This window comes from Falsiroseomonas oryzae (assembly GCF_027856955.1).
GTDB lineage: Bacteria > Pseudomonadota > Alphaproteobacteria > Acetobacterales > Acetobacteraceae > Falsiroseomonas > Falsiroseomonas oryzae.
This window is the reverse complement of sequence record NZ_JAPSMD010000040.1, coordinates 1-23,183: the sequence shown is the minus strand read 5'-3', so window position 1 is coordinate 23,183 and position 23,183 is coordinate 1. Positions and strand designations below refer to the sequence as shown.

The 23,183-nt window shown below is 71.1% G+C and carries 20 protein-coding genes; 8 read left to right on the top strand and 12 right to left on the bottom strand.

Annotation, left to right across the window (positions count from 1 at the left end; all coding sequences use genetic code 11):
- A partial coding sequence (locus tag OZN99_RS06870) for a MutS N-terminal domain-containing protein (protein WP_456299874.1) occupies window positions 1-787 on the bottom strand: 787 nt, incomplete at its 3' end.
- Between the two features lie 90 nt (window positions 788-877).
- Between OZN99_RS06870 and OZN99_RS06865 the strand changes: the two genes are divergently transcribed.
- The 3 genes from OZN99_RS06865 (at window position 878) to OZN99_RS06855 (ending at window position 4,091) form a co-directional block, all read left to right on the top strand.
- Window positions 878-1,261 carry a VOC family protein gene (locus OZN99_RS06865; protein WP_270934453.1) on the top strand — a complete coding sequence of 128 codons (384 nt, stop codon included), beginning with the start codon at window positions 878-880 and terminating at the stop codon, window positions 1,259-1,261.
- A gap of 86 nt (window positions 1,262-1,347) precedes the next feature.
- Window positions 1,348-3,660 carry an NADP-dependent malic enzyme gene (locus OZN99_RS06860; RefSeq protein WP_270934452.1) on the top strand — a complete coding sequence of 771 codons (2,313 nt, stop codon included), beginning with the start codon at window positions 1,348-1,350 and terminating at the stop codon, window positions 3,658-3,660.
- Window positions 3,657-4,091 carry a DUF488 domain-containing protein gene (locus OZN99_RS06855; RefSeq protein WP_270934451.1) on the top strand — a complete coding sequence of 145 codons (435 nt, stop codon included), beginning with the start codon at window positions 3,657-3,659 and terminating at the stop codon, window positions 4,089-4,091. The genes OZN99_RS06860 and OZN99_RS06855 overlap by 4 nt, the downstream gene beginning before the upstream one ends.
- A 7-nt stretch (window positions 4,092-4,098) precedes the next feature.
- Here OZN99_RS06855 and OZN99_RS06850 read toward each other — a convergent pair whose 3' ends face one another.
- The 3 genes from OZN99_RS06850 to OZN99_RS06840 all read right to left on the bottom strand — a co-directional run bounded on the left by OZN99_RS06850 (window position 4,099) and on the right by OZN99_RS06840 (window position 8,883).
- Entirely contained in the window at window positions 4,099-5,364 is a 1,266-nt protein-coding gene (locus OZN99_RS06850) for a calcium-binding protein (protein ID WP_270934450.1), read from the bottom strand.
- Between the two features lie 242 nt (window positions 5,365-5,606).
- Complete coding sequence (locus OZN99_RS06845; RefSeq protein ID WP_270934449.1) at window positions 5,607-6,842, bottom strand: calcium-binding protein; 1,236 nt, start codon at window positions 6,840-6,842, stop codon at window positions 5,607-5,609.
- 454 nt (window positions 6,843-7,296) lie between these two features.
- On the bottom strand, window positions 7,297-8,883 hold the full coding sequence (locus OZN99_RS06840; protein ID WP_270934448.1) for a GMC family oxidoreductase: 1,587 nt from the start codon (window positions 8,881-8,883) through the stop codon (window positions 7,297-7,299).
- 151 nt (window positions 8,884-9,034) lie between these two features.
- On the opposite strand from OZN99_RS06840, the gene OZN99_RS06835 reads away from it, so the two are divergent.
- Window positions 9,035-9,898, top strand: a complete 864-nt coding sequence (locus OZN99_RS06835; RefSeq protein ID WP_270934447.1) for a calcium-binding protein — start codon at window positions 9,035-9,037, stop codon at window positions 9,896-9,898.
- 40 nt (window positions 9,899-9,938) lie between these two features.
- On the opposite strand, the gene OZN99_RS06830 is transcribed toward OZN99_RS06835, so the two are convergent.
- Window positions 9,939-10,922, bottom strand: a complete 984-nt coding sequence (locus OZN99_RS06830; protein WP_270934446.1) for a Bug family tripartite tricarboxylate transporter substrate binding protein — start codon at window positions 10,920-10,922, stop codon at window positions 9,939-9,941.
- 68 nt (window positions 10,923-10,990) lie between these two features.
- Window positions 10,991-11,173, bottom strand: coding sequence for a hypothetical protein (locus OZN99_RS06825; RefSeq protein WP_270934445.1), 183 nt, complete (start codon window positions 11,171-11,173; stop codon window positions 10,991-10,993).
- Window positions 11,174-11,304: 131 nt separating this feature from the next.
- On the opposite strand from OZN99_RS06825, the gene OZN99_RS06820 reads away from it, so the two are divergent.
- Window positions 11,305-13,938: a beta strand repeat-containing protein gene (locus OZN99_RS06820; protein WP_270934444.1), complete on the top strand. Its 2,634-nt coding sequence runs from the start codon at window positions 11,305-11,307 to the stop codon at window positions 13,936-13,938.
- A gap of 42 nt (window positions 13,939-13,980) precedes the next feature.
- On the opposite strand, the gene OZN99_RS06815 is transcribed toward OZN99_RS06820, so the two are convergent.
- From OZN99_RS06815 to OZN99_RS06795, 5 genes are all read right to left on the bottom strand, one after another.
- The gene (locus OZN99_RS06815; protein ID WP_270934443.1) at window positions 13,981-15,105 is read right to left on the bottom strand and encodes a malate/lactate/ureidoglycolate dehydrogenase; all 1,125 of its coding nucleotides are present in this window, start codon (window positions 15,103-15,105) and stop codon (window positions 13,981-13,983) included.
- Window positions 15,106-15,139: 34 nt separating this feature from the next.
- Window positions 15,140-16,240: an ABC transporter ATP-binding protein gene (locus tag OZN99_RS06810; RefSeq protein WP_270934442.1), complete on the bottom strand. Its 1,101-nt coding sequence runs from the start codon at window positions 16,238-16,240 to the stop codon at window positions 15,140-15,142.
- A gap of 7 nt (window positions 16,241-16,247) precedes the next feature.
- Window positions 16,248-17,144: a carbohydrate ABC transporter permease gene (locus OZN99_RS06805; protein WP_270934441.1), complete on the bottom strand. Its 897-nt coding sequence runs from the start codon at window positions 17,142-17,144 to the stop codon at window positions 16,248-16,250.
- Window positions 17,144-18,076: a carbohydrate ABC transporter permease gene (locus OZN99_RS06800; RefSeq protein WP_270934440.1), complete on the bottom strand. Its 933-nt coding sequence runs from the start codon at window positions 18,074-18,076 to the stop codon at window positions 17,144-17,146. Before OZN99_RS06800 ends, OZN99_RS06805 begins: the two co-directional genes overlap by 1 nt.
- Before the next feature lie 67 nt (window positions 18,077-18,143).
- Window positions 18,144-19,502, bottom strand: a complete 1,359-nt coding sequence (locus tag OZN99_RS06795) for an ABC transporter substrate-binding protein (protein WP_270934438.1) — start codon at window positions 19,500-19,502, stop codon at window positions 18,144-18,146.
- Between the two features lie 175 nt (window positions 19,503-19,677).
- Between OZN99_RS06795 and OZN99_RS06790 the strand changes: the two genes are divergently transcribed.
- Window positions 19,678-21,027, top strand: coding sequence for a DUF2382 domain-containing protein (locus OZN99_RS06790; protein ID WP_270934437.1), 1,350 nt, complete (start codon window positions 19,678-19,680; stop codon window positions 21,025-21,027).
- Window positions 21,028-21,069: 42 nt separating this feature from the next.
- Here the strand turns inward: OZN99_RS06790 and OZN99_RS06785 are convergent, their stop codons facing one another.
- The gene (locus OZN99_RS06785) at window positions 21,070-21,969 is read right to left on the bottom strand and encodes a helix-turn-helix transcriptional regulator (RefSeq protein ID WP_270934436.1); all 900 of its coding nucleotides are present in this window, start codon (window positions 21,967-21,969) and stop codon (window positions 21,070-21,072) included.
- Window positions 21,970-22,042: 73 nt separating this feature from the next.
- Here OZN99_RS06785 and OZN99_RS06780 point away from each other — a divergent pair, with 73 nt between their 5' ends.
- Together OZN99_RS06780 and OZN99_RS06775 are read left to right on the top strand one after the other, a co-directional pair.
- The gene (locus OZN99_RS06780) at window positions 22,043-22,747 is read left to right on the top strand and encodes an ABC transporter permease (RefSeq protein WP_270934435.1); all 705 of its coding nucleotides are present in this window, start codon (window positions 22,043-22,045) and stop codon (window positions 22,745-22,747) included.
- The coding region (locus OZN99_RS06775) for an ATP-binding cassette domain-containing protein (RefSeq protein ID WP_270934434.1) at window positions 22,747-23,183 on the top strand (437 nt) is incomplete at its 3' end. The genes OZN99_RS06780 and OZN99_RS06775, both read left to right, overlap by 1 nt.

The window sequence follows — 23,183 nt, the reverse complement described above, 5'->3', positions numbered from 1 at the left end:
CGCCGGCCTGCGTCTCACGCACATAGGCGAGCGCAAGGGCGGCGGCGGCGAGTTCGCCCGCGGCGAAGCGACCGAAGCCGTCCAGCGTGGCGACGCCATAGGCCTCCCGCACGGTGCGAGCCGGATCGCGCGGGACGAGGCGCGGCGCGATGCAGCCGGCCAGGCGGCGCACCAGCTCCGGCTCCTCCGCCAGTTCGGGCGCCACGACGGCCTCGGCTGGCTCCAGCCGGGCGAGCAGCGCGCCGAGCTCCGCGCGCGGCAGCACGGCGGTGGCGAAGGCGCCGGTCGAGATGTCGAGCCAGGCGGCTCCGAGCTCCGCCTCCGCCTCCGCCACGGCCAGCAGCCAGGCCGGGCGTCCGGCCTCGAGCAGCCCGTCCTCGGTGACGGTGGCGGGGGTGACGACGCGGACGACCTCGCGCCGGATAGTGGGCGCGCGGCGCTTCTTCGCCTCCTCCGGCGTCTCCATCTGGTCGCAGATCGCGACGCGCCGGCCGGCGCGGATCAGCCGGGCGAGATAGGCGTCCACGGCATGGGCCGGCACGCCGGCCATCGGCACGGGCTGGCCGCGATGCTCGCCTCGGTGGCTGACGGCGATGTCGAGGATCGTCGCGGCGTCCTCGGCATCCGCGAAGAACAGTTCGAAGAAGTCGCCCATGCGGAAGAACAGCAGCGCATCCGGATGCGCCGCCTTGGCGGCGAACCATTGCGCGAGCGCGGGGGTCGCGCCCTCGGCGCGCGGGATGCGATCGCCTTCGCCAGGGGGGATGTCGCGTGCCGGTCCCGTCACGTCGCCTGACTAGCGGCTCGGGGCGCCCGCGCGAAGCCTGGACGCGGGCCGGCCGGCAGGCGCAGGCTCGGCGCCGGGAGGAACCACGCCATGACCGTCTCGGGTCTCGACCACGTCAACATCCGCTGCCGACCCTCCGACCTGCCGGCGCTGCGCCGCTTCTGGGGCGAGGTGATCGGATTGGCCGAAGGCGACCGGCCGGATTTCGACTTCCCCGGGATCTGGTTCTGGGCCGGCGCGCGGCCGGTTGTGCACATCGCCGCTCGCGCGAAGGACGACGAGGCCTGGCCACCGCGGGATCACGGCGCCTTCGGCCATGTCGCCTTCCGCGCCGAGGGCCTGGCGGAGACGCGGCGGCGCCTGGCCGAGCAGGGCATCGCGTTCCAGGAGGCGCCGGTGCCGGGCTTCCCGCTGCACCAGATCTTTCTGCGCGACCCGACGGGGTTGATGGTGGAACTCACCTTCGCGACCTGACGGCTCGCAGCTGCGAACCGGGCGGCTTCCCTCGCGTGCCGATGGCTGCAATGAAGAGCGTTCTGGTTGGGGAGAATTCCAGGTCCATGGACGACGCGCGCAAGACGCCGGGCGAGACGCTGGGCGACACCCGCACCGCCCGCATCACGGCAGAGGAAGCGCTCGCGCTCCATTCGGAGGGCAGGCCCGGCAAGCTGGAGATCCGGCTGACCAAGCCGCTGACCACGGCGCGCGACCTGTCGCTGGCGTACAGCCCGGGCGTGGCGGAGCCCTGCCTGCACATCGCCCGCGATCCGTCGCTGGCCTATGACTACACCTCCAAGGGCAATTTCGTTGCGGTGATCAGCAACGGCACGGCAGTGCTGGGGCTGGGCAACCTGGGTGCGCTGGCCTCGAAGCCGGTGATGGAAGGCAAGGCGGCGCTGTTCAAGCGCTTCGCCGACGTCGATTCCATCGACCTCTGCGTCAACACCGAGGACGTGGACGCCTTCGTCAACGCGGTGCGCTACCTCGGCCCGTCCTTCGGCGGCATTAACCTGGAAGACATCAAGGCGCCGGAGTGCTTCGTCATCGAGCAGCGCCTGCGCGAGCTGATGGATATTCCCGTCTTCCATGACGACCAGCACGGCACGGCGATCGTCGCGGCGGCGGGGCTGATCAACGCCTGCCACCTGACGAACCGCGACCTTAGGGAGGTAAAGCTCGTCATCAACGGCGCCGGCGCGGCGGCGGTAGCCTGCGCGGAGCTGGTGAAGGCCATGGGCCTGCGCCCGCAGAACGTCATCCTGGTGGACACCAAGGGCGTCATCTACCGCGGCCGCACCGAGGGCATGAACCAGTGGAAGTCCGCGCATGCGACCGAGACTGCGGCGCGCACGCTCGGCCAGGCGCTGGAAGGCGCGGACTGCTTCATGGGCCTGTCGGTGAAGGGCGCGGTGACGCCGGAGATGGTGCGCAGCATGGCCGCGCATCCGATCATCTTCGCCATGGCCAATCCCGACCCCGAGATCACGCCGGACGAGGCGCGCGCGGTGCGGCCGGACTGCATCATCGCCACGGGGCGCAGCGACTATCCGAACCAGGTGAACAACGTCCTGGGCTTCCCCTTCATCTTCCGCGGCGCGCTGGACGTGCGCGCCTCCACCATCAACGACGCGATGAAGGTGGCGGCGGCGGAGGCGCTGGCGATGCTGGCGCGCGAGGACGTGCCGGAGGAAGTGGCGGGCGCGGGTGCCGGGCAGAAGCTGCGCTTCGGCCCGGACTACATCATCCCCAACGCCTTCGACCCGCGGCTGATCAGCCGTGTCTCGCCGGCGGTGGCGAAGGCGGCGATGGACAGCGGCGTGGCGCGCCGGCCGATCGCCGACCTGCACCGCTACGCGCGCGACCTGGCCGGGCGGCTGGATGCGACCGCGGGCGCGCTGGAAGCGATCGCGGAAGCCGTGCGCAGCAATCCGAAGCGCGTCGTCTTCGCCGAGGGCGAGGAGGAGAAGGTGATCCGCGCCGCCATCGCCTTCCGCAACGCGGGCTACGGCACGCCCGTGCTGGTCGGCCGAGAGGACCGGATCCATGCCAGCGTCGCCGGGCTCGGCATCCCGCTGCCGGAGGGGATCGAGGTCCAGAACGCGCGCGTCTCCGACGCGACGCGCCGCTATGCGGAGTTCCTCTACGCCCGCAAGCAGCGCGACGGCTTCCTGTTCCGCGACTGCCAGCGGCTGGTGAACCAGGACCGCAACGTCTTCGCCGCCTGCATGGTGGCGGTGGGCGACGCGGATGCGGTCGTCACCGGCACGACGCGGTCCTTCTCCGTCGCCATGGAAGGGATCTCGATGGCGATCGACCCGGTGCCCGGGCGTTCGGTCTTCGGGCTGTCCATCGTCGTCTCGCGGCGCGCCGGCACGGTGCTGGTGGCGGACACCGCGATCCATGAGCGGCCGGATGCCGAGACGCTGGCCGCGATCGCGCGCGGCTCCGCGGCCGCGGCGCGTCGCCTGGGGCTCGAGCCGCGGGTGGCCTTCCTGTCCTTCTCCACCTTCGGCGACCCGAAGGGCAGCATCCCCGGCAGCATCCGCGAAGCGGTGAAGCTGCTGACGGAGCGCGGCGCCGATTTCGAGTTCGACGGCGAGATGGCGGCCGACGTGGCGCTGGACCCGGCGCTGCGCGCCGCGCTCTATCCCTTCTGCCGCCTGACCGGCCCGGCGAACGTGCTGATCCTGCCGGGGCTGCACGCCGCCCATGTGCTGACCAAGGCGGTGCCGAAGCTGACCAGCGCCCAGGTGATCGGCCCGCTGCTGACGGGGCTGACGCATGCGGCGCAGATCGTGCCGATGCAGGCCGGGGTGAACCAGATCCTCGACGTCGCCTGCCTGGCGGCGCACGCGGCGGCCAGCCAGCGGTGAAGCGCGGCGAGGTCGCGACCATCGGCTACGAGGGCGCGACCCCCGACCGGCTGGTCGCGGCCCTGCGCGAAGCGGGCGTGACGACGCTGGTGGATGTGCGGGCGCTGGCCAACAGCCGGCGCCCGGGCTTCGCCAAGCGGGCGCTGTCCGCCGCGCTGGAGGAAGCCGGGATCGGCTATCGGCACCTGCCTGCGCTCGGCACGCCCGCCGCCGGCCGGCAGGCGGCACGGTCCGGCCGGCCGGAGGCAATGCGGCGCATCTTCGCCGCCCACCTGGCCGGCACCGAGCCGCAGGCCGCGCTGGCCGAACTGGGCGCCCTGGCGCGGCTAGAGCCCGTTTGCCTGCTGTGCCTGGAGGCGGACCCGGCGCAGTGCCACCGCACGCTGGTGGCGGAGGCGCTTGGCCTGCCGGTTCGCCATCTGGCCCCTTAGCGGCAGGTCAGCCCGCCAGGATGAAGTCGCTGTAGCTCAGTGCCGGCCCGCCGACGAAGCGCGCCAGCAGGCTGAGCTGGCCGGGATCCGACCCGTTCTGGTCCAGCCAGAGTCGCCCGGTGGGCTGGTCGTAGATCAGGTGCGGGTTGGCATCGCCCAGCGGCGTGCCGGCGGCGACGAAGCGCGACGCGCCGACCGCGGCATCGGCCAGGAAGATGATCAGCACCTCGTCGATCCCGACCTCGAAGCCGATGATCCGGTCGGTGCCCTCGCCGGCCACGCCATAGACGAAGAAGTCGGTCTCGCCGTCGGGGCCGCTGGTCAGCGTGTCGTTGCCGACGCCGCCATTGAAGCGGTCGAAGCCGGCGCCGCCGATCAGCCAGTCGTCGCCGCCATAGCCGAAGAGGAAGTCGGCGCCAGCTTCGCCGAGGAGCGTGTCGTTGCCGTCCAGGCCCGTCAGGTTGTCGTTGTCGGCCCCGCCATGCATCAGGTCGTTGCCCTGGCCGCCATCCATGTCGTCGTTGCCGGCGCCGCCGAACATCGTGTCGTTGCCGGTGGTCACGGGCAGCGAGAAGCCGGGATTGTCGCCCCACATCTGGTCGTTGCCGTCCTCGCCGAACAGCAGGTCGTCGCCGGCATCGCCGGCCAGGAGGTCGCCGCCCGCGTCGTTGCCGCCATAGAGCGTGTCGTTGCCCGCGCCGGCATACATGAAGTCCGCGTCGGCACCGCCCAGCAGCAGGTCGTCGCCCTCGTCGCCGGCGATCAGGTCGTTGCCCGCACCGCCGTTCAGCGTGTCTGCGCCGTTGTCGCCGCCGCCGCCGCCCAGGAAGTCGTCGCCGCCGCCGCCGAGCAGCAGGTCGTTGCCCAGGCCGCCGAACAGCCAGTCCCGGCCATTGCCGCCGATGAAGGTGTCGCCGCCGGAGCCACCGGACATCAGGTCGTTCAGGCCGCTACCGGTTCGCTCGACGCCCACCGTGCCGTTGACGTCGAAGAAGGCGGTCAGGTTCTGGTTGACGCGGCTGCCATCGGCGAAGAAGCCGGTCACCCGGATCAGGAAGCTGCCGTCGGGATAGGTGCGTGAGTCGTCCGGCATGTTGAAGCCGAATCCCGCGACCGGGAAATGCATCGTCACCTCGGGGACGAGACCGATGGGCGGGGCGCCCCAGAGGACGCGCACGCGGTCGGGACCCTCGGGAGCGCCCAGGCGCAGGCTGCCATACATCGGGTCGCCGAAGCTGATGCCGATTTCGGAAAAGGTGACCGACCAGGACATGCGCGCCATCTCCAGACTGGGCAGTGGCCGCCCCGCCGGCGCCGGCCATGCGGGGCATCCGATCCGGCAATCCTGCCGAGGACGAACGCCGCGGCGGCGTTTGCGCAACGATCGTTAATCAGTTCGGCTCAGCAACGCAACTTATATAGAAACCTCTAAAGAATGCGACGTGGTCCTGGTTGGGATACGGGCTGCCTCGCAGCACGCGACGGCGGCCTGACCGCCGCCGCGTGCCGGATCCCTCAGCCGGCGAGGATGAAGTCGCCGTAGGTCAGCACCGGTGGCGTGGTGCCGTCGGGGCCGCGCAGCACGGCGATATCCAGCAGGCCGTCCGGCGCGATCCCGTTGATGTCGAGGCGCAGCACGCCTGTCTTCGCGCTGTAGATGATGTAGGTGCCCACGTCGTCCATGGCAGCGAGGCTGGATACGAAGCGGTCGATACCCACGTCGATCTCGGTCAGGGTCTGGAACACGATCTTGTCCGTGCCGGCCTGGAATCCCGTGATGCGGTCGCCGCCATCGAAATAGCTGGCATAGACGAAGCGGTCGGCCCAGTCGTCGTCCTCGCTGACCATCGTGTCCTGGCCGGCGCCACCGACGAAGGTGTCGGCGCCCGTGCCGCCGAGCAATCGGTCGTTGCCGTACGACGCCTCCATGGAATCGGCGCCCTCGCCGCCGCTCAGCGTGTCGTTGCCGAAGGCGCCGTCCAGCGTGTCGGCATCGCCGTCGCCGCGCAGCGAATCGTTGCCCTCGCCGCCGAACATCAGGTCCTCGCCGGCCCCGCCGGTGAGCGTGTCGTTCCCCGTCGCGTCCTCCGGATCGATCACGCTCTCGCCGTAGAGCGTGTCGTTCCCGTCCTCGCCGGCGACTGCGTCGTTCCCCTTGTCGCCCTGCAGGAAGTCGTCGCCCGCGTCGCCGCGCACGGTGTCCGACCCATCCCCGCCGGAGAGGTGGTCGGCATCGTCGCCGCCGCGCATCGTGTCGTCGCCCGCGCCGCCCAGAAGGCGGTCCAGGCCGCCGCCGCCGAGCAGCAGGTCCGCGCCCAGGCCGCCCAGCAGCCAGTCATCGCCGAGGCCGCCGACGAAGGTGTCCTCGCCGCTGCCGCCCACCATCAGGTCGTCGAGCAAGCCGCCCGCACGGAACGCGCCAGCCGTGTTGCCCAGGTCGAAGAAGGCGCTCATCTGCTCCACCACGCGCGCGCCCTCGGAGAAGACGGCGATGACGCGCAGTGCGTAGCTGCCATCGGCGTAGCTGCGGGTGTCGAACTCGCCGGGCATGAGGAAGGCACCGCCGAGATAGGCCGTGGGGAAGTGGCTGGTCACCGGTGGATCGGTGCCGGCCGGCCCGCTGCTGCCCCAGACGACGCTCACGCGGGATGGGCCTCCCTCCGCCTCCAGCGTGAGCCAGCCGAGGTCGCCCGCGCCGCCGGACACGGATCCCGCACCGCTGAAGCGTGCATCCCAACTCAACACGGCCATGTCGCCTCCCATGCATTCCAGGTGCCCGGGACAAGTGGCCGCATGCCGGCACGCGATGCGTGCCGGGTCAGGCGAGCCTCTCTCCCGTCCTGGTGACGCTGGGGCCGATCAGATTGGCTGCACAATCGTTTCGGACGCGCGCGTGGCGGCCGCCGTTTCCGTTCGGCTTCGTGCGCGACACAATTGAAACAGAACCGGCGGCATCCCGCCCTGTGCCGCGTCAGCCGCGCATGAAGCGGCGCTCCGGCCGATAGGTCAGCCAGCGGCGCAAGCCGGCGAGCAGCTCGTGCAGGCGGCGGGGCAGCGACGCAAGAAACCCGGGCATGGCGGCGATCCATCGAGGTGGGGCGCAGGCCGTCTTGGCGCAGGCGTTCATCGGCGCCTGCTGCCATCCCATACTTGGCTCCGGGTGTTGACGGCGGGTTGACGCCGCCGCGGCAATTTCAGGGCAGCGTCAGTGCAGGTTCCGGCGCAGGAACGCGGCGCACCGTTCGCCCACCATCAGCGCCGCCGGCTGGATATTGGGCGAGGGGATCAGCGGGAAGGCGCTGGCGTCGGCCACGCGCAGCCCCTCCACGCCGCGCACCCGCAGCTCCGGATCCAGCACGGCGCGGTCGTCGCTGCCCATCCGTGCCGTGCCGCAGGGGTGGAAGACGGTGCCCGCGGTGGCGCGGATGCTGGCCTCGATGGCGGCGTCGTCGGTGGCGTCCGCGCCCGGCCGCAGTTCCTCCTCCACCAGGTCGCGGAAGGGCGGCTGGGCCACGATGCGGCGGCAGATGGCGGCGGCGCCGAGCATCACCCGCAGGTCGTTCGGGTGGTCGAGGTAGTTCGGGCGGATCACCGGCTTGTCGGCCGGATCGGGGCTGCGCAGCGTCAGCGTGCCGCGGCTGTCCGGCCGGCAGGGGCCGTAGTTCAGCATCACGCCCGGGAAATCGGTCAGGCCCTTGGTGTAGTCGAAGGTCGCGAAGTTCACGAAGAGCAGCTGCGCCTCCGGCTCCTCCGCGCCGGGGGTGACGCGCACGAAGCCGGTCGCCTCGCCGGCGCCGATCGCCAGCGGGCCCTGCCGGCGCAGCAGCCAGTCCAGACCGATGCCCGCCTGCCGGATGCGGCTGCGCAGGATCTCGTTGAGGGTTCCACACGGGCGGGTGCGGAAGATGAACTTGGCGATCAGGTGGTCCTGCAGGTTGCGCCCGACATCGGGGCTGTGCGCGACCACCGGGATGCCCATGGCCTGCAGCGCGGCGCCATCGCCGATGCCGGACAGCATCAGCAGCTTCGGCGTCTCGATGGCGCCGCAGCTGACCACCACGCAGCGCCGCGCGCGGAACTCGCCCTGCGCCGTGGCGACGCCGACGGCGCGGTTGCCCTCGAAGATCAGCCGGTGCACGGCGATGCCGGTGCGCACCTCCAGGTTCGGGCGCTTCATGGCCGGCCGCAGATACATGCGCGCCGAGGAGGAGCGGAACCGTCCGTCCACGTTGAGCTGCACGGGGCCCACGCCCTCGATGGACCCGCCGTCGTTGACGTCGCGGAATCGCTTCAGCCCCGCGGCGACCGCGCTGTCGATGAAGGCCTGCGGTGCGGCCGCCAGGCGCCGCGGCTCGCAGACGCGGATCGGGCCGTCCGTGCCGCGCGCCTCGGAGGGTTCGCCGAGCCAGGTTTCCATCCGGCGGAACGCCGGCTCGACATCGGCATAGGACCAGCCCCGCGCGCCGGCCTGCGCCCAGCGGTCGTAGTCGTGTGGTGCGCCGCGCAGGAACACCAGGCCGTTCACGCTGCCCGACCCGCCCAGCACGCGGCCGCGCGGCCAATGCATCGCGCGGTCGTTCAGCGTGGGGATTGGCTCGGTCATGAATTTCGGGTCGTAGATCCCGCTGCCGTAGAGCTTCGCGTAGCCGGCCGGCAGGCGCACCCAGGGGCTGGAGTCCGGCGGGCCGGCTTCGAGCAGCAGCACGCGCGTACCCGGGTCCTCCGACAGCCGCGCGGCCACCACGCAGCCGGCGGAGCCGCCGCCGACGACCACGACATCGGCTTCCGTCATGATTGCGCCTCTCCTTTTATTGCGGAGTGCATTTGTTCTGATCGCGATAAGGTGATGTGATGTGCCTCGTTCCCGTCACGCGTGTGCCACGGCGGCCGAATACCACTGACGCGCGCCAAGACCGGCGCGCCAAGGGACGGGAGAAACAGCGATGGCGACACTCATCGGGACCGAGGACGACAACACGCTGATCGGGGGTGCCGCGGCCGACCGGATCCTCGGGCGGTCCGGCAATGACGTGATCGACGGCCGCGACGGCGACGACCGGCTGTTCGGCGAGACCGGGAACGACACCATCCAGGGCGGGCTCGGCGCCGATACGGTGGATGCCGGCGATGGCAACGACACCGTCCTGGCCGGTGACGGGAATGACAGCGTCATCGGCAACCTGGGCGACGACGGCCTGTTCGGCGAGGCCGGCAACGACAGCCTGCGTGACGACGCCGGCAACGACACGCTGGACGGCGGCGCCGGCAACGACACCATGCGCAGCGGACAGGGCAACGACTCCATCCTGGGCGGCGACGGCAACGACTTCGCCTTCGCCGGCACGGACAACGACACGATCTCGGGCGGCCTCGGCGCCGATGTGCTGCATGGCGAAGGCGGCAGCGACCTGATCCGCGGCGATGCCGGCAACGACCGCGCCTTCGGCGGCGAGGGCGACGACACGCTGGATGGCGGCGCCGGCAGCGACCGGCTCGACGGCGGCATCGGCGCCGACCTGCTCATCGGCGGCGTGGGCGCGGACGTCATGGCCGGCGGCGACGGCGACGACACCTTCGTCTTCGGCCGGAACTCCGGCTTCGACCGCATCACCGACTTCTCGGTGACGGACGACAAGATCCAGATCGTCGGCGTCCCCGGCGTGGACGACTTCAGCGACCTCACGATCGCGGCCGATGCCAACGGCGACGCGGTGGTGAGCTGGCCCAGCGGCCTGGCCACTGCGGCCGTCACGCTCGTCGGCGTCGCGCCGGGCAGCGTGACGAGCGACGACTTCGCCTTCGGCTGACCCGGGCGCGGGCGCGGGCATCGTCACCCCGCGCCCGCCCTCACGGCTCCAGCCGCACGCCGGTACGGTCCACCACCTGGCGGAACTTCGCGAGCTCGGCGCGGAAGAAGGCCTCCGCATCGGAGGGTTCGTTCGGCCGCGTCCAGGGGGCGACGCCGGCCACCAGCAGGCGCTCGCGCAGTTGCGGCTCCGCGATGGCCGCACGGACGGCGCGGTTCAGCGCGGCGACCGTCGCCGCCGGCATGCCGCGCGGGCCGATGATGGCGAACCAGTTCTCCAGGTCGAAGCCGGGCAGCGCGCCCTCGTTCAGCGTCGGCACCTCGGGGAAGGAGGGGAAGCGCTCCAGCCCCGTCACCGCGACCGGGCGGACGCGCCCGTCGCGCGCCTGGCCGGCGGCGGAGGCGAGCACGGCGACGCCCCACTGCGTCTCGCCGCGCGCGATGCTCTCCACCATCAGTCCGCCGGAGCGGTAGGGCACATGCGGAAAGCGGCCGCCGAGGCCGATCACCGCGGCGAACATCTCCGCCGAGAGATGCGGCATGGAGGCGACGCCTGAGGAGGCGAAGGGCAGGCTGTCCGGTGGCGCCTCGCGCAGCCGCGCGATGACCTCCTGCGGGGTGCGACCGGGGAAGTTCGGCTGGGTGACCACGATCATCGGCCCCGTGCCGACCACGGCGATCTGGGTGAAGTCGCCGATCGGGTCGTAGCGCGTGCCACCCTGCACGGCGTTCGGGGCCAGCGCGTGGGAGGACGCCTCCACCAGCATCAGCGTGTGGCCATCCGGCGGCTGGCGCCGCAACCAGTCGCTCGCGACCAGGCCAGCGGCGCCGGGCCGGTTCTCCACCACCACGTTGCCGCCGAGCAGCGGCCCCATGCGGCTGGCCACCAGGCGGGAGGTCACGTCGGTGGACCCGCCGGGGGCGAAGCCGACGGCCAGGGTGATGGCACGATCGGGGAAGGCCAGGGCCGGCATGGCCAATGCGGCGCCCATGGCGGTGCCCAGCGCGACGCGGCGCGTGATCATGCGGTCCTCCCCTGCAATCCTTGTCCGCAGGGAACCCCCGCCCGTCCGGTCACGCAAGGGGGAGGCTGCTACATCCTGCGGACCGGCACAGGCTCGCTGCGGAGCCAGTCGGGCCAGCCGACGAAGCGCTCGATCAGCACCAGCACCACGGCCAGGGCGAGCACCGCGCCGAGGATCGCCAGGACGCGCGGCGAGGGCGGGTTGCGGTACCACTGCGCCATGCGGATCAGCAGGCGGGTCATCGGGTCCATCGCAACTCCCGGGTCGAGTGCCGACCTGGCTCGCATTTCCGTGCACATACACATGCCGGAACATTATCCGCTTGGCGATGCCCTGCCTCAGGTTCAGCATCTTGTGCGTAACCGCTGCGGGAGGCTGATCCATGGCCGTCTACACCGGCGATGCAGGCAACAATCTGTTGCCCAACATTCTCGGCACCAATGGGGATGACGACATCTCGGGCCTGGCGGGGAACGACACGCTGATCGGCGCTGGCGGCGAGGACACGCTGAACGGCGGGAACGACAACGATTCGATCTCGGGCGGCAGCGGGAACGATCTCGTGCTCGGCAGCTTCGGCGCCGACACCATTGCCGGCGGGGATGGCGACGATTCGATCAGCTACCTCTTCGCCGGCAGCGACGACCTGACCATAGACCTGACGGACGGCATCGCGACCGGCACCAACTTCCTGCATGTCATCTCCGGCATCGAGGCGGTGCTCGGCAGCACGGGCGACGACACCATCACCGGCGACGAGGAAGACAACGAGCTGATCGGCAGCACGGGAAACAACGTGCTGAGCGGCATGGCCGGCAACGACCGCCTGTTCGGCAGCGGCGGCAACGACATCTTCATCGGCGGGATCGGCAACGACACCATCGGCGGCAGCACCGGCCGCGACCGCGTCAGCTATTCCTTCATCCCGGGTGGCGTGACGGTGGACCTCGCCGCGGGCACCTCCTCCGGTGTCTTCCATGGCGCGGATTCGCTGAGCGGGATCGAGGACATCACCGGCACCTCCAGCGCCGACGTGCTGCTCGGCACCAACGACGCCAACGAGATCTTCGCCGGGGCAGGCCATGACTCGATCGACGGCCGCTTCGGCGACGACAGCCTGGCCGGCTCGCTCGGCAACGACACGGTCCTGGGCGGCGCCGGCAACGACACGATCGACGGCAGCTCGGACAACGACCTGGTGGCGGGCGGGCGCCACGCCGACAGCCTGAACGGCGGCAGCGGCGCCGACACGGTGAGCTACGCCGACTACGCCGACCAGAACGACCTGCCCCTCTGGATCAGCCTGCTGGCCGGCGCCGCCTCCGTCCAGGGCGTCGGCGAGACCGACACGCTCATCGGCTTCGAGGCGGCGATCGGCGGCGAAGGCGACGACACCATCCAGGGCGACATGACGTCGAACGTGCTGGAAGGCGGCAAGGGGCACGACTTCCTCATCGCCTTCGAAGGCGCCGATACGCTGCGTGGCGGCGAAGGCAACGACACGCTCGGCGGCGACAACCCCGTCCAATCCGGCGCCGACCTGCTTGAGGGCGGGGATGGCAACGACGCGCTGTACGGCGAGGGCGGCAACGACACGCTGCGCGGCGGCGTCGGCGGCGACACGCTCTCCGGCGGTCTTGGCGACGATTCGCTCGAAGGGAACGAGGGCGACGACATCTTCCTCGACACCGGGCCGGACACGCAGAGCGGCGGCGACGACACCTTCATCGGTGGCCTCGGGCTCGACATGGTGTTCTACGACAGCGGGCCGATCGCGCTGACGATCGACCTGCGCAACGCCGCCGCACCCTTCGCGCTCGGCATCTACGGCAACGACCTGCTGGTGGAGATCGAGGGCCTCAGCGGCACCGGCCTCGCCGACCGCTTCATCGGCACGGATGCGGACGCCAACCGGCTGATCGGCAATGGCGGCGCCGATTCGCTGGAGGGCCTGGACGGCAACGACAGCCTGACCGGCGGCACCGAGAACGATTCGCTGCTCGGCGGCGAGGGCGACGACGCGCTCGACGGCGACAGCGGCAACGACACGCTGCGCGGCGGCGACGGCGCCGACCGGCTGCAGGGCGACATCGGCGACGACCTGCTGGCGGATGTCTCGGGCGGCGACACGGTCGATGGCTGGAGCGGCTTCGACACGGTGGACCTCTCGGCCGCCGCGGGCAGCGTCAACCTGCTGATGGCGCAGGGCTACTTCGAAGTCGGCGCGGGCGCGAGCATGGTGCTGCGCGTGGAAGCCGCGATCGGCGGCGCGTTCGACGACACGCTGCGCGGCAGCGGCGCCGCCAACCGGCTGGAGGGAGGCGACGGCAACGACTTCCTCCAGGGGCTGAACGGCGCCGACACGCTGATCGGCGGGGACGGCAACGACACGCTGAACGGCGGCGCCGGCCTCGACAGCCTGGATGGCGGCAGCGGCACGGGCGACGTGCTGTCCTTCAGCCTCAACACCGCCGGCGTGAATGCCTCGCTGCTGGCGGGCACCACGGCCGGCGCGGGGATCGGCCGCGACACCGTGGCCGGCTTCGAGGCGGTGATCGGATCGGCATTCGACGACACCATCACCGGCGCCAACATCACCGAGACGCTGATCGGCAGCGGCGGCGACGACAGCATCACGGCCAATGACGGCGACGACATCATCCGCGGCGGCGCCGGCAGCGACCAGCTGCGCGGTGGCTTCGGGCGCGACACCTTCACCTGGGGCTTCGGCGAGGATGACGGCTCGACCGACCTGATCCGCGACTTCGCGACCGGCCCGCTCGGCGACGTCGTAGACGTCTCGAACATCGACGCGAACCTGCTGGTAGGGGACAATCAGACCTTCATCGTCTCCGCCTCGGCCGCAGCCGGGCGCGTGGTTCGGACCACCGAAGTCGAGCTCGGGTTCAACTTCACCTATCTGCGCTTCCACCAGGACAACGACGGCATCGCGGACTTCACCATCAAGTTCTCGGGTATCCGCGTGTTCACCCTCGGCGTCGACCTCATCCTGTAGCGCCGCATCCGCGCTGGCGTGCCCGGAAGGCGGCCGGCCGGGTCAGCCGGGCGGTTCGTTCACGCCGAGGGAGCGCGCCGTATCCAGGATGCCGGCCCAGGTATCGGGCTGCAGCGGCACGCCGTTGGCCAGACGGTCGGCGCGCGTCGCCGCCTCCTTGTCGCCGGGCGCGAGCACCGGCGCGCCGGCGTCGGCCGGCGCGCAGGCGGCGACCCAGTCCACATAGGACCGGCCGGCGGCGTGGAACTCCGCCTCCGTGCCGAAATGCCGCGGCGAGACGTAGAAGCTCAGCATGCCATTGGCGATCCGCGTGCGCGCCGCGACCGGGCCGGAGGTGCCGCCGCCAGTCAGCGCGCCGGCCAGCATCTCGCACATGAAGGCCAGGCCGGATCCCTTGTGCTCGCCGAAGGCGCGGATCGCGCCCTTGCCATTGGCGGGGTTGCGCGGTCCGACCTGCGCGTAGTCGCCGTAGAGCGTGTGCGGATCGCCGGAGAGCCGGCCATCGGGCTCGATCAGCGCATCCGGCGGCAGCGCCTTGCCGCCGTTGGACGCGACCAGCACCTTGCCCTCCGCGACGAGCGAGGTGGCGAAGTCCAGGACCAGCGGCCGGCCGGGCAGCGGCACCCCGACGCTGAAGGGTGCGGTGGAGAAGCGCCGCTCCGTGCCGCCGAAGGGGGCGACGAGCACGCTGCCGGCGACGTTGACGAAATGGACGGAGATCAGACCGGCGCGGATCGCGGTTTCCGCATAGTCGCCGACGCGGCCGATATGGCCGGCATTGCGCAGCCCGACCACGGCGATGCCGTGCTGCTGCGCGCGGGCGATGCCGAGTTCGACGGCCTGCGGCGCGACGGTCTGGCCGAAGCCGAACTTGCCGTCCAGCAGTGCGAAGCAGCCGCCATCGGTGACGACCTCCGCCGTCTGGCCCTTCAGCACGTAGCCGGCCTGCAGCCATTCGACATAGCGCGGCACGCGCGCGACGCCGTGGCTGTCGTGCCCTGCCAGGTTGGCCCCGAGCAGGTGGGTGGAGATGCGCCCGGCTTCCGCCGCGTCGCAGCCGGCGGCGCGGAAGATGGCGGCGACGAAGGCGTCGAGCTTGCCGGCATCGACGAGGACATAGGCGGGGGCCATGCGGAATCCCGTGCGGAAGGCGTTGGCCGGCAGCATCGGGCCACCGGCCGGGTGCGGCAAGACCGGCGCGCTACAGCACGCGGCCGCTCTCCGGGTCGATGATGTGCATGTGGTTCAGGTCGGCCGCGACCTGCATCGGCCTGCCGGGCTCGGCCGGCGTCGTCGGGTCGATGCGGCTGCAGACCTCGTGGCCCTGCATCCAGAGATGCAGCAGCGTCTCCATGCCCATCGGCTCGATCACTTCCGGCGTCAGCTCGAACACCGCGATGTTCTGGCGGTCCAGGTTCTTCGGCTCCGTCAGGTGCTCCGGCCGGATTCCGAACAGCACCTCCTTGCCGGCCATCGCGCCGTAGCGCGCGGTGCGTTCCGCCGGGACGGGCAGCACGATCCCGTTCGGCAGGTTGAGGCGCAGCGCGCCGGAGCCGTTCTCCATCCGGGCGGGGATGAAGTTCATCGCCGGGCTGCCGATGAAGCCCGCGACGAAGCGCGTATTGGGGCTGTGGTAGAGTTCCTGCGGCGGGCCGACCTGCTCGATCACGCCGTGGTTCATAACCACCACGCGGTCGGCCAGCGTCATCGCCTCCACCTGGTCGTGGGTGACGTAGACCGTGGTTGTCTTGACGGTCTGATGGACCTTCTTGATCTCGGTGCGCATCTGCACGCGCAGCTTGGCGTCGAGGTTCGACAGCGGCTCGTCGAACAGGAACACCTTGGGGTCGCGCACGATGGCGCGGCCCATCGCCACGCGCTGGCGCTGGCCGCCGGACAGGGCCTTCGGCTTGCGGTCGAGCAGCGGCGTGATGTCCAGGATGCGCGCCGCATTCTCCACCCGGCGCTTGATCTCGTCCTTCGGGAACTTCCGCAGCGTGAGGCCGAAGGCCATGTTGTCGTAGACGGACATGTGCGGATAGAGCGCGTAGTTCTGGAATACCATGGCGATATCGCGGTCGCGCGGCGGGATGTCGTTCACCACCATGCCGCCGATTGCGATCTCGCCGGAGGTGATCTCCTCCAGCCCCGCGATCATGCGCAGCGTGGTGGACTTGCCGCAGCCGGACGGCCCGACGAGCACGACGAATTCGTGATCGGCGATCTCGAGGTCGATGCCCTTCACCGCCTGCACGCCACCTTCATAGGCCTTGACGACCTTTCGGATGGAAACCTGTGCCATTGCGCGCTTATCCCTTGGTGGCGCCGGCGGTCAGGCCGGCGATGTAGTAGTCCATCAGGAACACGTAGACGATCACCGGCGGCAGCGCGGCCAGCAGCGCGCCAGCCATCAACTGGCCCCAGGCGAAGGTGTCGCCGCGGATCAGCTGGCTGACCACGCCGATGGTCAGCGGCATCTCGGACGGCGTGGTGATGAAGGCCGTGGGATAGACGAAGGCGGCCCAGCTGACGGTGAAGGCGAAGATCGTCGCGGCGATGATCCCAGGCAGCGCCACGGGGATGAAGATCCTCACCAGCATCTGCATCCAGTTCGCCCCGTCGATCAGCGCCGCCTCGTCCAGCTCCTTCGGGATGGAGGCGAAGTATCCGATCATGATCCAGGTGCAGAAGGGCACCGTCAGCGTCGGATAGACCAGCACCAGGCCCCAGGTGGAATTCAGCAGGCCCAGGCTGCCGACGATCTGGTAGAGCGGGATGAACAGCAGCGTGTCCGGCACCAGGTAGGTCAGGAACACGCCGGTCGCCAGCCACTGGCTGCCCCAGAAGCGCATCCGCGCGAGCGCGAAGGCCGCCAGCACCGAGATCACCATGGAGACGGCGACGACCAGCAGCGTCACCTTCACGCTGTTCCAGAAGAAGCCCATGAACATCGGGCTCGACAGCAGCGCCCGGTAGTTCTCCAGCGTGGGGCTGCGCACGATCCAGGGATTGCCGCCCAGGTCGGCGATCTCCGCGCTGGTCTTGATGCTGGTGAGGAACATGTAGACCGGCGGCGCCAGCATGATGATGGCGGCGACGATCAGCGAGGCATAGGCGGTCCACAGCGCCCAGCGCCGCTCGGACCGCAGGCTGCCGGCCTTGTGGTAGATGCCGGGCGCGTCGCGGCTTGCCGTGGTGGCCGACATCACAGCTCTTCCTTTGTGCGGCGGTTGACGCCGCGCAGCACGAAGAAGGCGATCACCGCCAGGATCGGGAACATGAACAGGCTGACCGCCGCGCCGCGCGGGATGTTCCCGGCCAGGACGCCCACCTGGAAGGCGTAGCTGGCGAAGACATGCGTCAGGTCGCGCGGCCCGCCATTCGTCAGCACGCGGACGATGTCGTAGTTCGCGAAGGTGACGATCAGGCTGAACAGCACGGTGATGGAGATGATGTTGCGCATCATCGGCAGCGTCACGTAGCGCAGCTTCTGCCACCCCGTCGCGCCGTCGATGGCCGCCGCCTCGTAGAGCTGCTCCGGTACGGATTTCAGCGCGGCGAGGTACATGATCATGAAGAAGGGCGCGCCGTACCACACGTTCACGATGATCACGCTGATCCGCGCCCACCATGGCTCGCCCAGCCACGGCACGGCGGGGACGGCGAAGATCGCAAGGACCCAGTTGATCGAGGAGTAGGTCGGCTCGAACATCCACCACCAGCCCAGCGTGGACAGCGCCGGCGGGATCACCCAGGGCACCAGCAGCATGCCGCGCCACTTCTTCTGCCCCTTGGCCGGAAGGTGGTGCAGCATGTGCGCCAGCCAGAACCCGATCAGCGCCTTCAGGATCACCGCGGTGACCGCGAAGAACACCGACTGGAAGATGACCATCCGGAAGGTCTCGGAATCGAGCAGGATCTCGAAGTTGCCGAGGCCGATGAACTGGGTCATCCGCCGGTTCAGCATGGACAGCCAGATCGCGTAGCCGGCAGGCCAGGCGACCAGCCCGCCGATCACCGCGATCAGCGGCAGCGTCATCAGGAACGCGATGGTGGAACGCCGGCGGGCGAAGCGCTTCAGCGAAGCGCCGCCCGGCGCCTCGGCGCGTGGCATCGCGAGGGTCGCGCCATCGGCCATCCCGGCCTCCGTGGCTGAGGAGAAGCGTGCCCGGGGCCGCTGCCCCGGGCGCCGTCACGGCGCGAGGCTAAAGGCCGCGCCGCATGTTGTTGATCTCGCGTTCCAGCCAGCCGAGCGCGGCGTCGATCGTCTCGCCGCCCTGCGCCACGCGCGCGATCACCTTCGTGTTCAGCGCCTGGATGTACATCTGGCTCGCCAGCTCCGGGGGGGCCGGGGAGAAGGCGATGGAATAGCGCGCATCGTGGTGCGGCTTCAGCGGGTAGTTGAAGATGGTGCCGACCGGCGGACCCTCCGTCTCCCACACGCGGAAGTCCGCCATGCTCAGGAAGGGCGGGATGTCATAGCCACCGGAGAAGTTGGTGGTGAACTCCGCGCTCTCGCGTTCCGACAGGAACTCCAGGAAGGCCTTGGCGGCGTTCTTGTTCCTGCCGAAGGCCCAGATGCCCGTCGTCCATGGCAGGTAGGCGACGAAGCGACCCTGCGGGCCGGCGGGCATCGGGATGGTCCAGCAGTTCTCGGCCACCTGCGGCGCGTCGCGCTTCGCCACCGCCCAGGCGGAAGGCGGATTGAAGATGAGCGCGGAGCGGCCGGAGATCAGTGCGCGGTTGTTGGACGCGTCGTCCCAAGCCCAGACGTCGTTCGGCAGGAAGCGCGAGAGCCGCACCGCGTAGTCCATCACCTGGCGCAGCTGCTGGTTTCCGCGGATCGTCGGCTCGCCGCGCTCGTTGGTGATGCGCGCGCCGTAGCTGGCGAAGAGCCCGCCCACCCAGTCCACCGCATCGGTCAACGACCCCATCGGCAGGCCGAAGGGGAAGCCGGCCGCGTGGCACTTCTCGGCGGCGGCCAGGAAGGTGTCCCAGTTCCAGGTGTCGGCGCCCGGTCCCTTCTCGCCGCGTGCCGGCCACATCGCCCGCACGTCGATCCCGGCATGTTGCTGCAGCAGGTCGAAGCGGCAGAGCGCCGGCTTGTTCTGCGTGCCGGAGGTGGCCGGCACGCCGCGCCAGGCGCCCTGGCGCTTGGCCAGGAACTCGCCCACCGGGTTGATCGGGCCGTATTTCTGGACCAGCCGGCCGATGACGTCGTCCACCGGCTCGAGCTGGTCGGCATAGGCGCCCGGGTCCCAGGGGGCCAGGCTGATGCCGTCATGCCCGCTGCGCGACTGCGCCTGCGCGGCCGCGGTCAGCTGCAGCTGGTTGCCGGTGGTGTTGATGAAGTCGAGGGTCAGGTTGACCCGGTTCCGCTCCGCCCAGCGCGCACCAAGCTGGCGCAGAGCGTCGTTGCTGCCGGGCACCCAGTGGTCCCAGAAGGCGAAGCGAAGGTTCCCGGCGCTGCCCTGCGCATGGACCATCGGCGCACCGATCGCGCCCGCCGCAAGCACGCCCGCACCGGCGCGCATCGCACTGCGCCGGCTGATCCCCTTGGTCATCCCGTTCCTCCTTGTGCCGGCCCGCATGGAGCCATTGTCGTTGGGGGCAGGTTACGCACCGCCCCGCGCGCGCCGCAAGCCCGGCCGGCGTGGCGGCCCGGTCATGTTGTTGCGTGTCCGTCGGGGAACACCGCGCGGCCCCGCCCGTTCTGGCCGGACCGCCGGGGGTCTTCGCATGCCAGGTCAGGACGCGGCCACCGAGATCGGTCGCTTGTCGCTTGCCGAGGAAGTGGCGCGCATCGTGCGCCGCCGCCGCGTCAGCGGCCATGTGCGCGTCGCCGTGACGACGATGGAGGAGGCGCGGTCCGTCGAGGCCGTGCTCCGCCACCGGCGTGCCGAAGTCGAGCGCGTGCCCATCGGGCGCGAGGTGGAGGCGCCGCCCCCGGTCCGGCAGGAGGGCGACACCCTCATCATCCCAGTGCTTGAGGAGCACGTCGTGCTCGTCCGGCGCCTGGTGGTCGCCGAGGAGCTCCGCATCCGCCTCCATGCGGAGGGCGAGGCGGTCACCCTGCCGGTGACGCTGCGACGCCAAGCCGTCGCGGTGGAGCGCAGGCCGGCAACGACGGACGACATCAGCATTCCAGCGAGCAATCCAGGAGAGTCCATTCCCATGCAACGAACCCTGACAGCCATGTTCGACACCCGCGCGCACGCCGAGCGTGCCGCCGAGGCCCTGCGCGGCCTCAACATCCAGGTCTCCGACGTGCAGGTGCACGCTGCGTCCGACGTGCGCTCGCACGCTGCGTCCGACGTGCGCTCGCACGATGCCGCCACGACCGCGACGGTGCAGAACGGCGGCGTCGGCTTCGGCGGTCTGTGGCCGGAGGAAGACCGCGCGACCTACCAGGAAGGCCTGCGGCGGGGCGGCGCCGTGGTCAGCGCCCAGGTCGCCGAGGGTGAGCTCGAACTCGCCATGGACGCCATGGAGGCGGCCGGCGCCGTCGACCTGGACGCGCGCGAGGCGGAGTGGCGCAGCCAGGGCTGGACCGGAAGCACGATCACTGCTGCGCAGGGTGCGGCGGGCAACCCACCCGGCACCATGGCCAGCCGTGCCGTGGACCAGGTCGCCGGCACCAACATCTCCGGCGCGCACCCCGAGCACGAGCGCGGCCGTGCCGCGGCCGGCCGCGAGGAGACGATCCCGGTCGCCGAGGAGCATCTGCGCGTCGGCAAGCGCGTCGCGCATTCGGGGCGCGTGCGCGTGCGGTCCTATGTCGTGGAGACGCCGGTCGAGGAGCAGGTGCTTCTGCGCGAGGAGCATGTGCGGGTCGAACGCCGCGCGGCCGACAGCCCCGGCATCGCCGGCGAGGACCTGTTCCGCGAGCGCGTCATCGAGGCCGACGAAAGCGTCGAGGAGGCGGTGGTGCAGAAGGACGTCCGCGTCACCGGCGAGGTGGTGGTGAACAAGGAGACCACCGAGCGCACCGAGACGGTCCGCGACACGGTTCGTCGCACGGAGGTGGAGGTGGACGAGGACGCCGCCGCGAACGATCCGCGCCGGCGCGACGACAAGGGCGTCGCCTGAGGCTCCCGGCGCGCCGCGCGAGACCGCGGCGCGCCGGCCCGCTCAGGTCAGGAAGCCGACGCTGCCCGTGGCGGCCACGTCGTAGCCGCCCAGGCGCTTCGCCCGTGCCTGGAAGGCGTCGTTGCGAGCGAAGGCCAGCAGGGCCTGCAGCGGCGGCTCGAACCAGTCGCGCGGACGCGCCACCAGGTCGAAGCGCTCCCGCACCAGGGGCACGAAGTCCAGTCCGCGCAGCGCAGCCTCCGCGCGGATCCCGAAGCCGGCATCCGCGCGGCCTTCGGCAACCGCGGCCGCCACCTCGTCCTCGCTGGCGGCCGGGGCGGGCAGGAAGCGCAGCGCGTCCAGGCGCAACCCGGCCTCGGTCAGCAGGTGGATCAGCAGCAGGTGGCTGCCCGCGCGCCGCTGCCGGCCCGCCACCATGATCCCGCTCATCGCCAGGTCCTGCACGCCGGCCAGACCGCGCGGGTTGCCCGGGGGCAGGATCAACCCCTGCTCGCGCCAGGCCCAGACGATCCCCACCAGCGGCTCGCCCGGCAGTTCCGACTGCACGGCAGCTTCGTTGAAGCCGCCGGTGTCGGGGTCCGGCACATGCACCGCCGCGGCCAGGGCCGACCGGTCCGCGAGCGCGGCGAGTCCGTCGAGGCTGCCGCCGGCCCGCAGCGCCAGCCCGCAGCCCGACTGCCGCACGGCCCAGTCGAGCAGCGGATCGTGACTGCCCGCAAGAATGGGCGACGGCGCGACGCGCAGGCCGGGCGCCTCCGCCTGGCGGGCCAGCCACAGCAGCAGGGCCGCACGCGGAAACAGCCACTTGCCGCCGAGCTGCGCGGCCGGCAGCCGCCGCCCCCGCGCCAGGTCGTACAGGGCGCGCTCCGACAGGCGCAGCAGGTTGGCTGCTTCCTTCAGGGTCAGGATCTCGGGCTGCAATCCGGCAGGCATCGGCATCATTCGGCATCTGTTGCGCCTTCCTGTAAAGCCGGGCTGTTGCCGACACCGTCCGCCAGGCATAGGTGCCAGCGCGATGCACGAACTGGGAACCGCCTTCGGCCTTGCGCTGGGCCTCATCGCCGCGGGCGATGCCGCCCTGGCGCGCATCGTCGGGCTGTCCTTGCGCGTCTCGCTGCAGGCGGTGGTCATCGCGGCGCTGGTCGGGCTGCCGCTCGGCGCCCTGCTGGCGGTGGCGCGCTTTCCCGGGCGGCGTGCGCTGATCGTGGCCTTGAACGCGCTGATGGGGCTGCCGCCGGTCGTGGCCGGGCTGCTCATCTACCTGCTGCTGTCGCGCTCCGGGCCGCTCGGCGGCTTCGGCCTGCTGTTCACCCCGACGGCGATGGTGATCGCCCAGGCGGTGCTGGTCGCGCCGATCCTTGCGGCGCTGACGCGCCAGGCGCTGGAGGCGCTGTGGGACGAGTATGCCGAGCAGCTCCGCTCCTTCGGCGCCGGCGCCGGGCGGGCGGTGCCGACCCTTCTGTGGGATGGCCGCTTCGCCCTGCTGACGGTGCTGCTCGCCGGCTTCGGCCGCGCCAGCGCGGAAGTGGGTGCGGTGATGGTGGTCGGCGGCAACATCGAGGGCTTCACCCGCGTGATGACCACCGCCATCGCGCTGGAGACCAGCAAGGGCGACCTGCCGCTCGCGCTGGCGCTGGGCATGGTGCTGATGGCCGTGGTGCTGGCGGTGAACGCGCTGGCCCAGCTGCTGCGCGACGCCGCGGCACGGCGTGGCGCCTGATGCCGCACGCCACGCTGCGCGCCCTGCCGCTATATGCCGAGGCGCTGCGCTATGCGGTGCAGGACGTGGAGATCATTCGTGGGCTCGACCTGGTGCTGGAGGCCGGCACGCCGAGCGTGATCCTGGGCCCGAACGGCGCCGGCAAGTCGGTGCTGCTGCGGCTGCTGCACGGCCTGCTTGCACCGACCGCCGGCACGATCCGCTGGTCTGTGCCGGCCGAGGCGGCGCGGCGCCGGCAGGCCATGGTATTCCAGCGCCCGGTGATGCTCCGCCGCAGCGTCCTGGCCAATGCAGCCTATCCGTTGCGCCTGGCCGGCCACCCCGATCCCGCCGGCCACGCGCGCGCGGCGCTGGACCGCGTGGGCCTCGGCGCCCTGGCGGACCGGCCGGCCCGCATGCTCTCGGGCGGCGAGCAGCAGCGCCTTGCCCTGGCCCG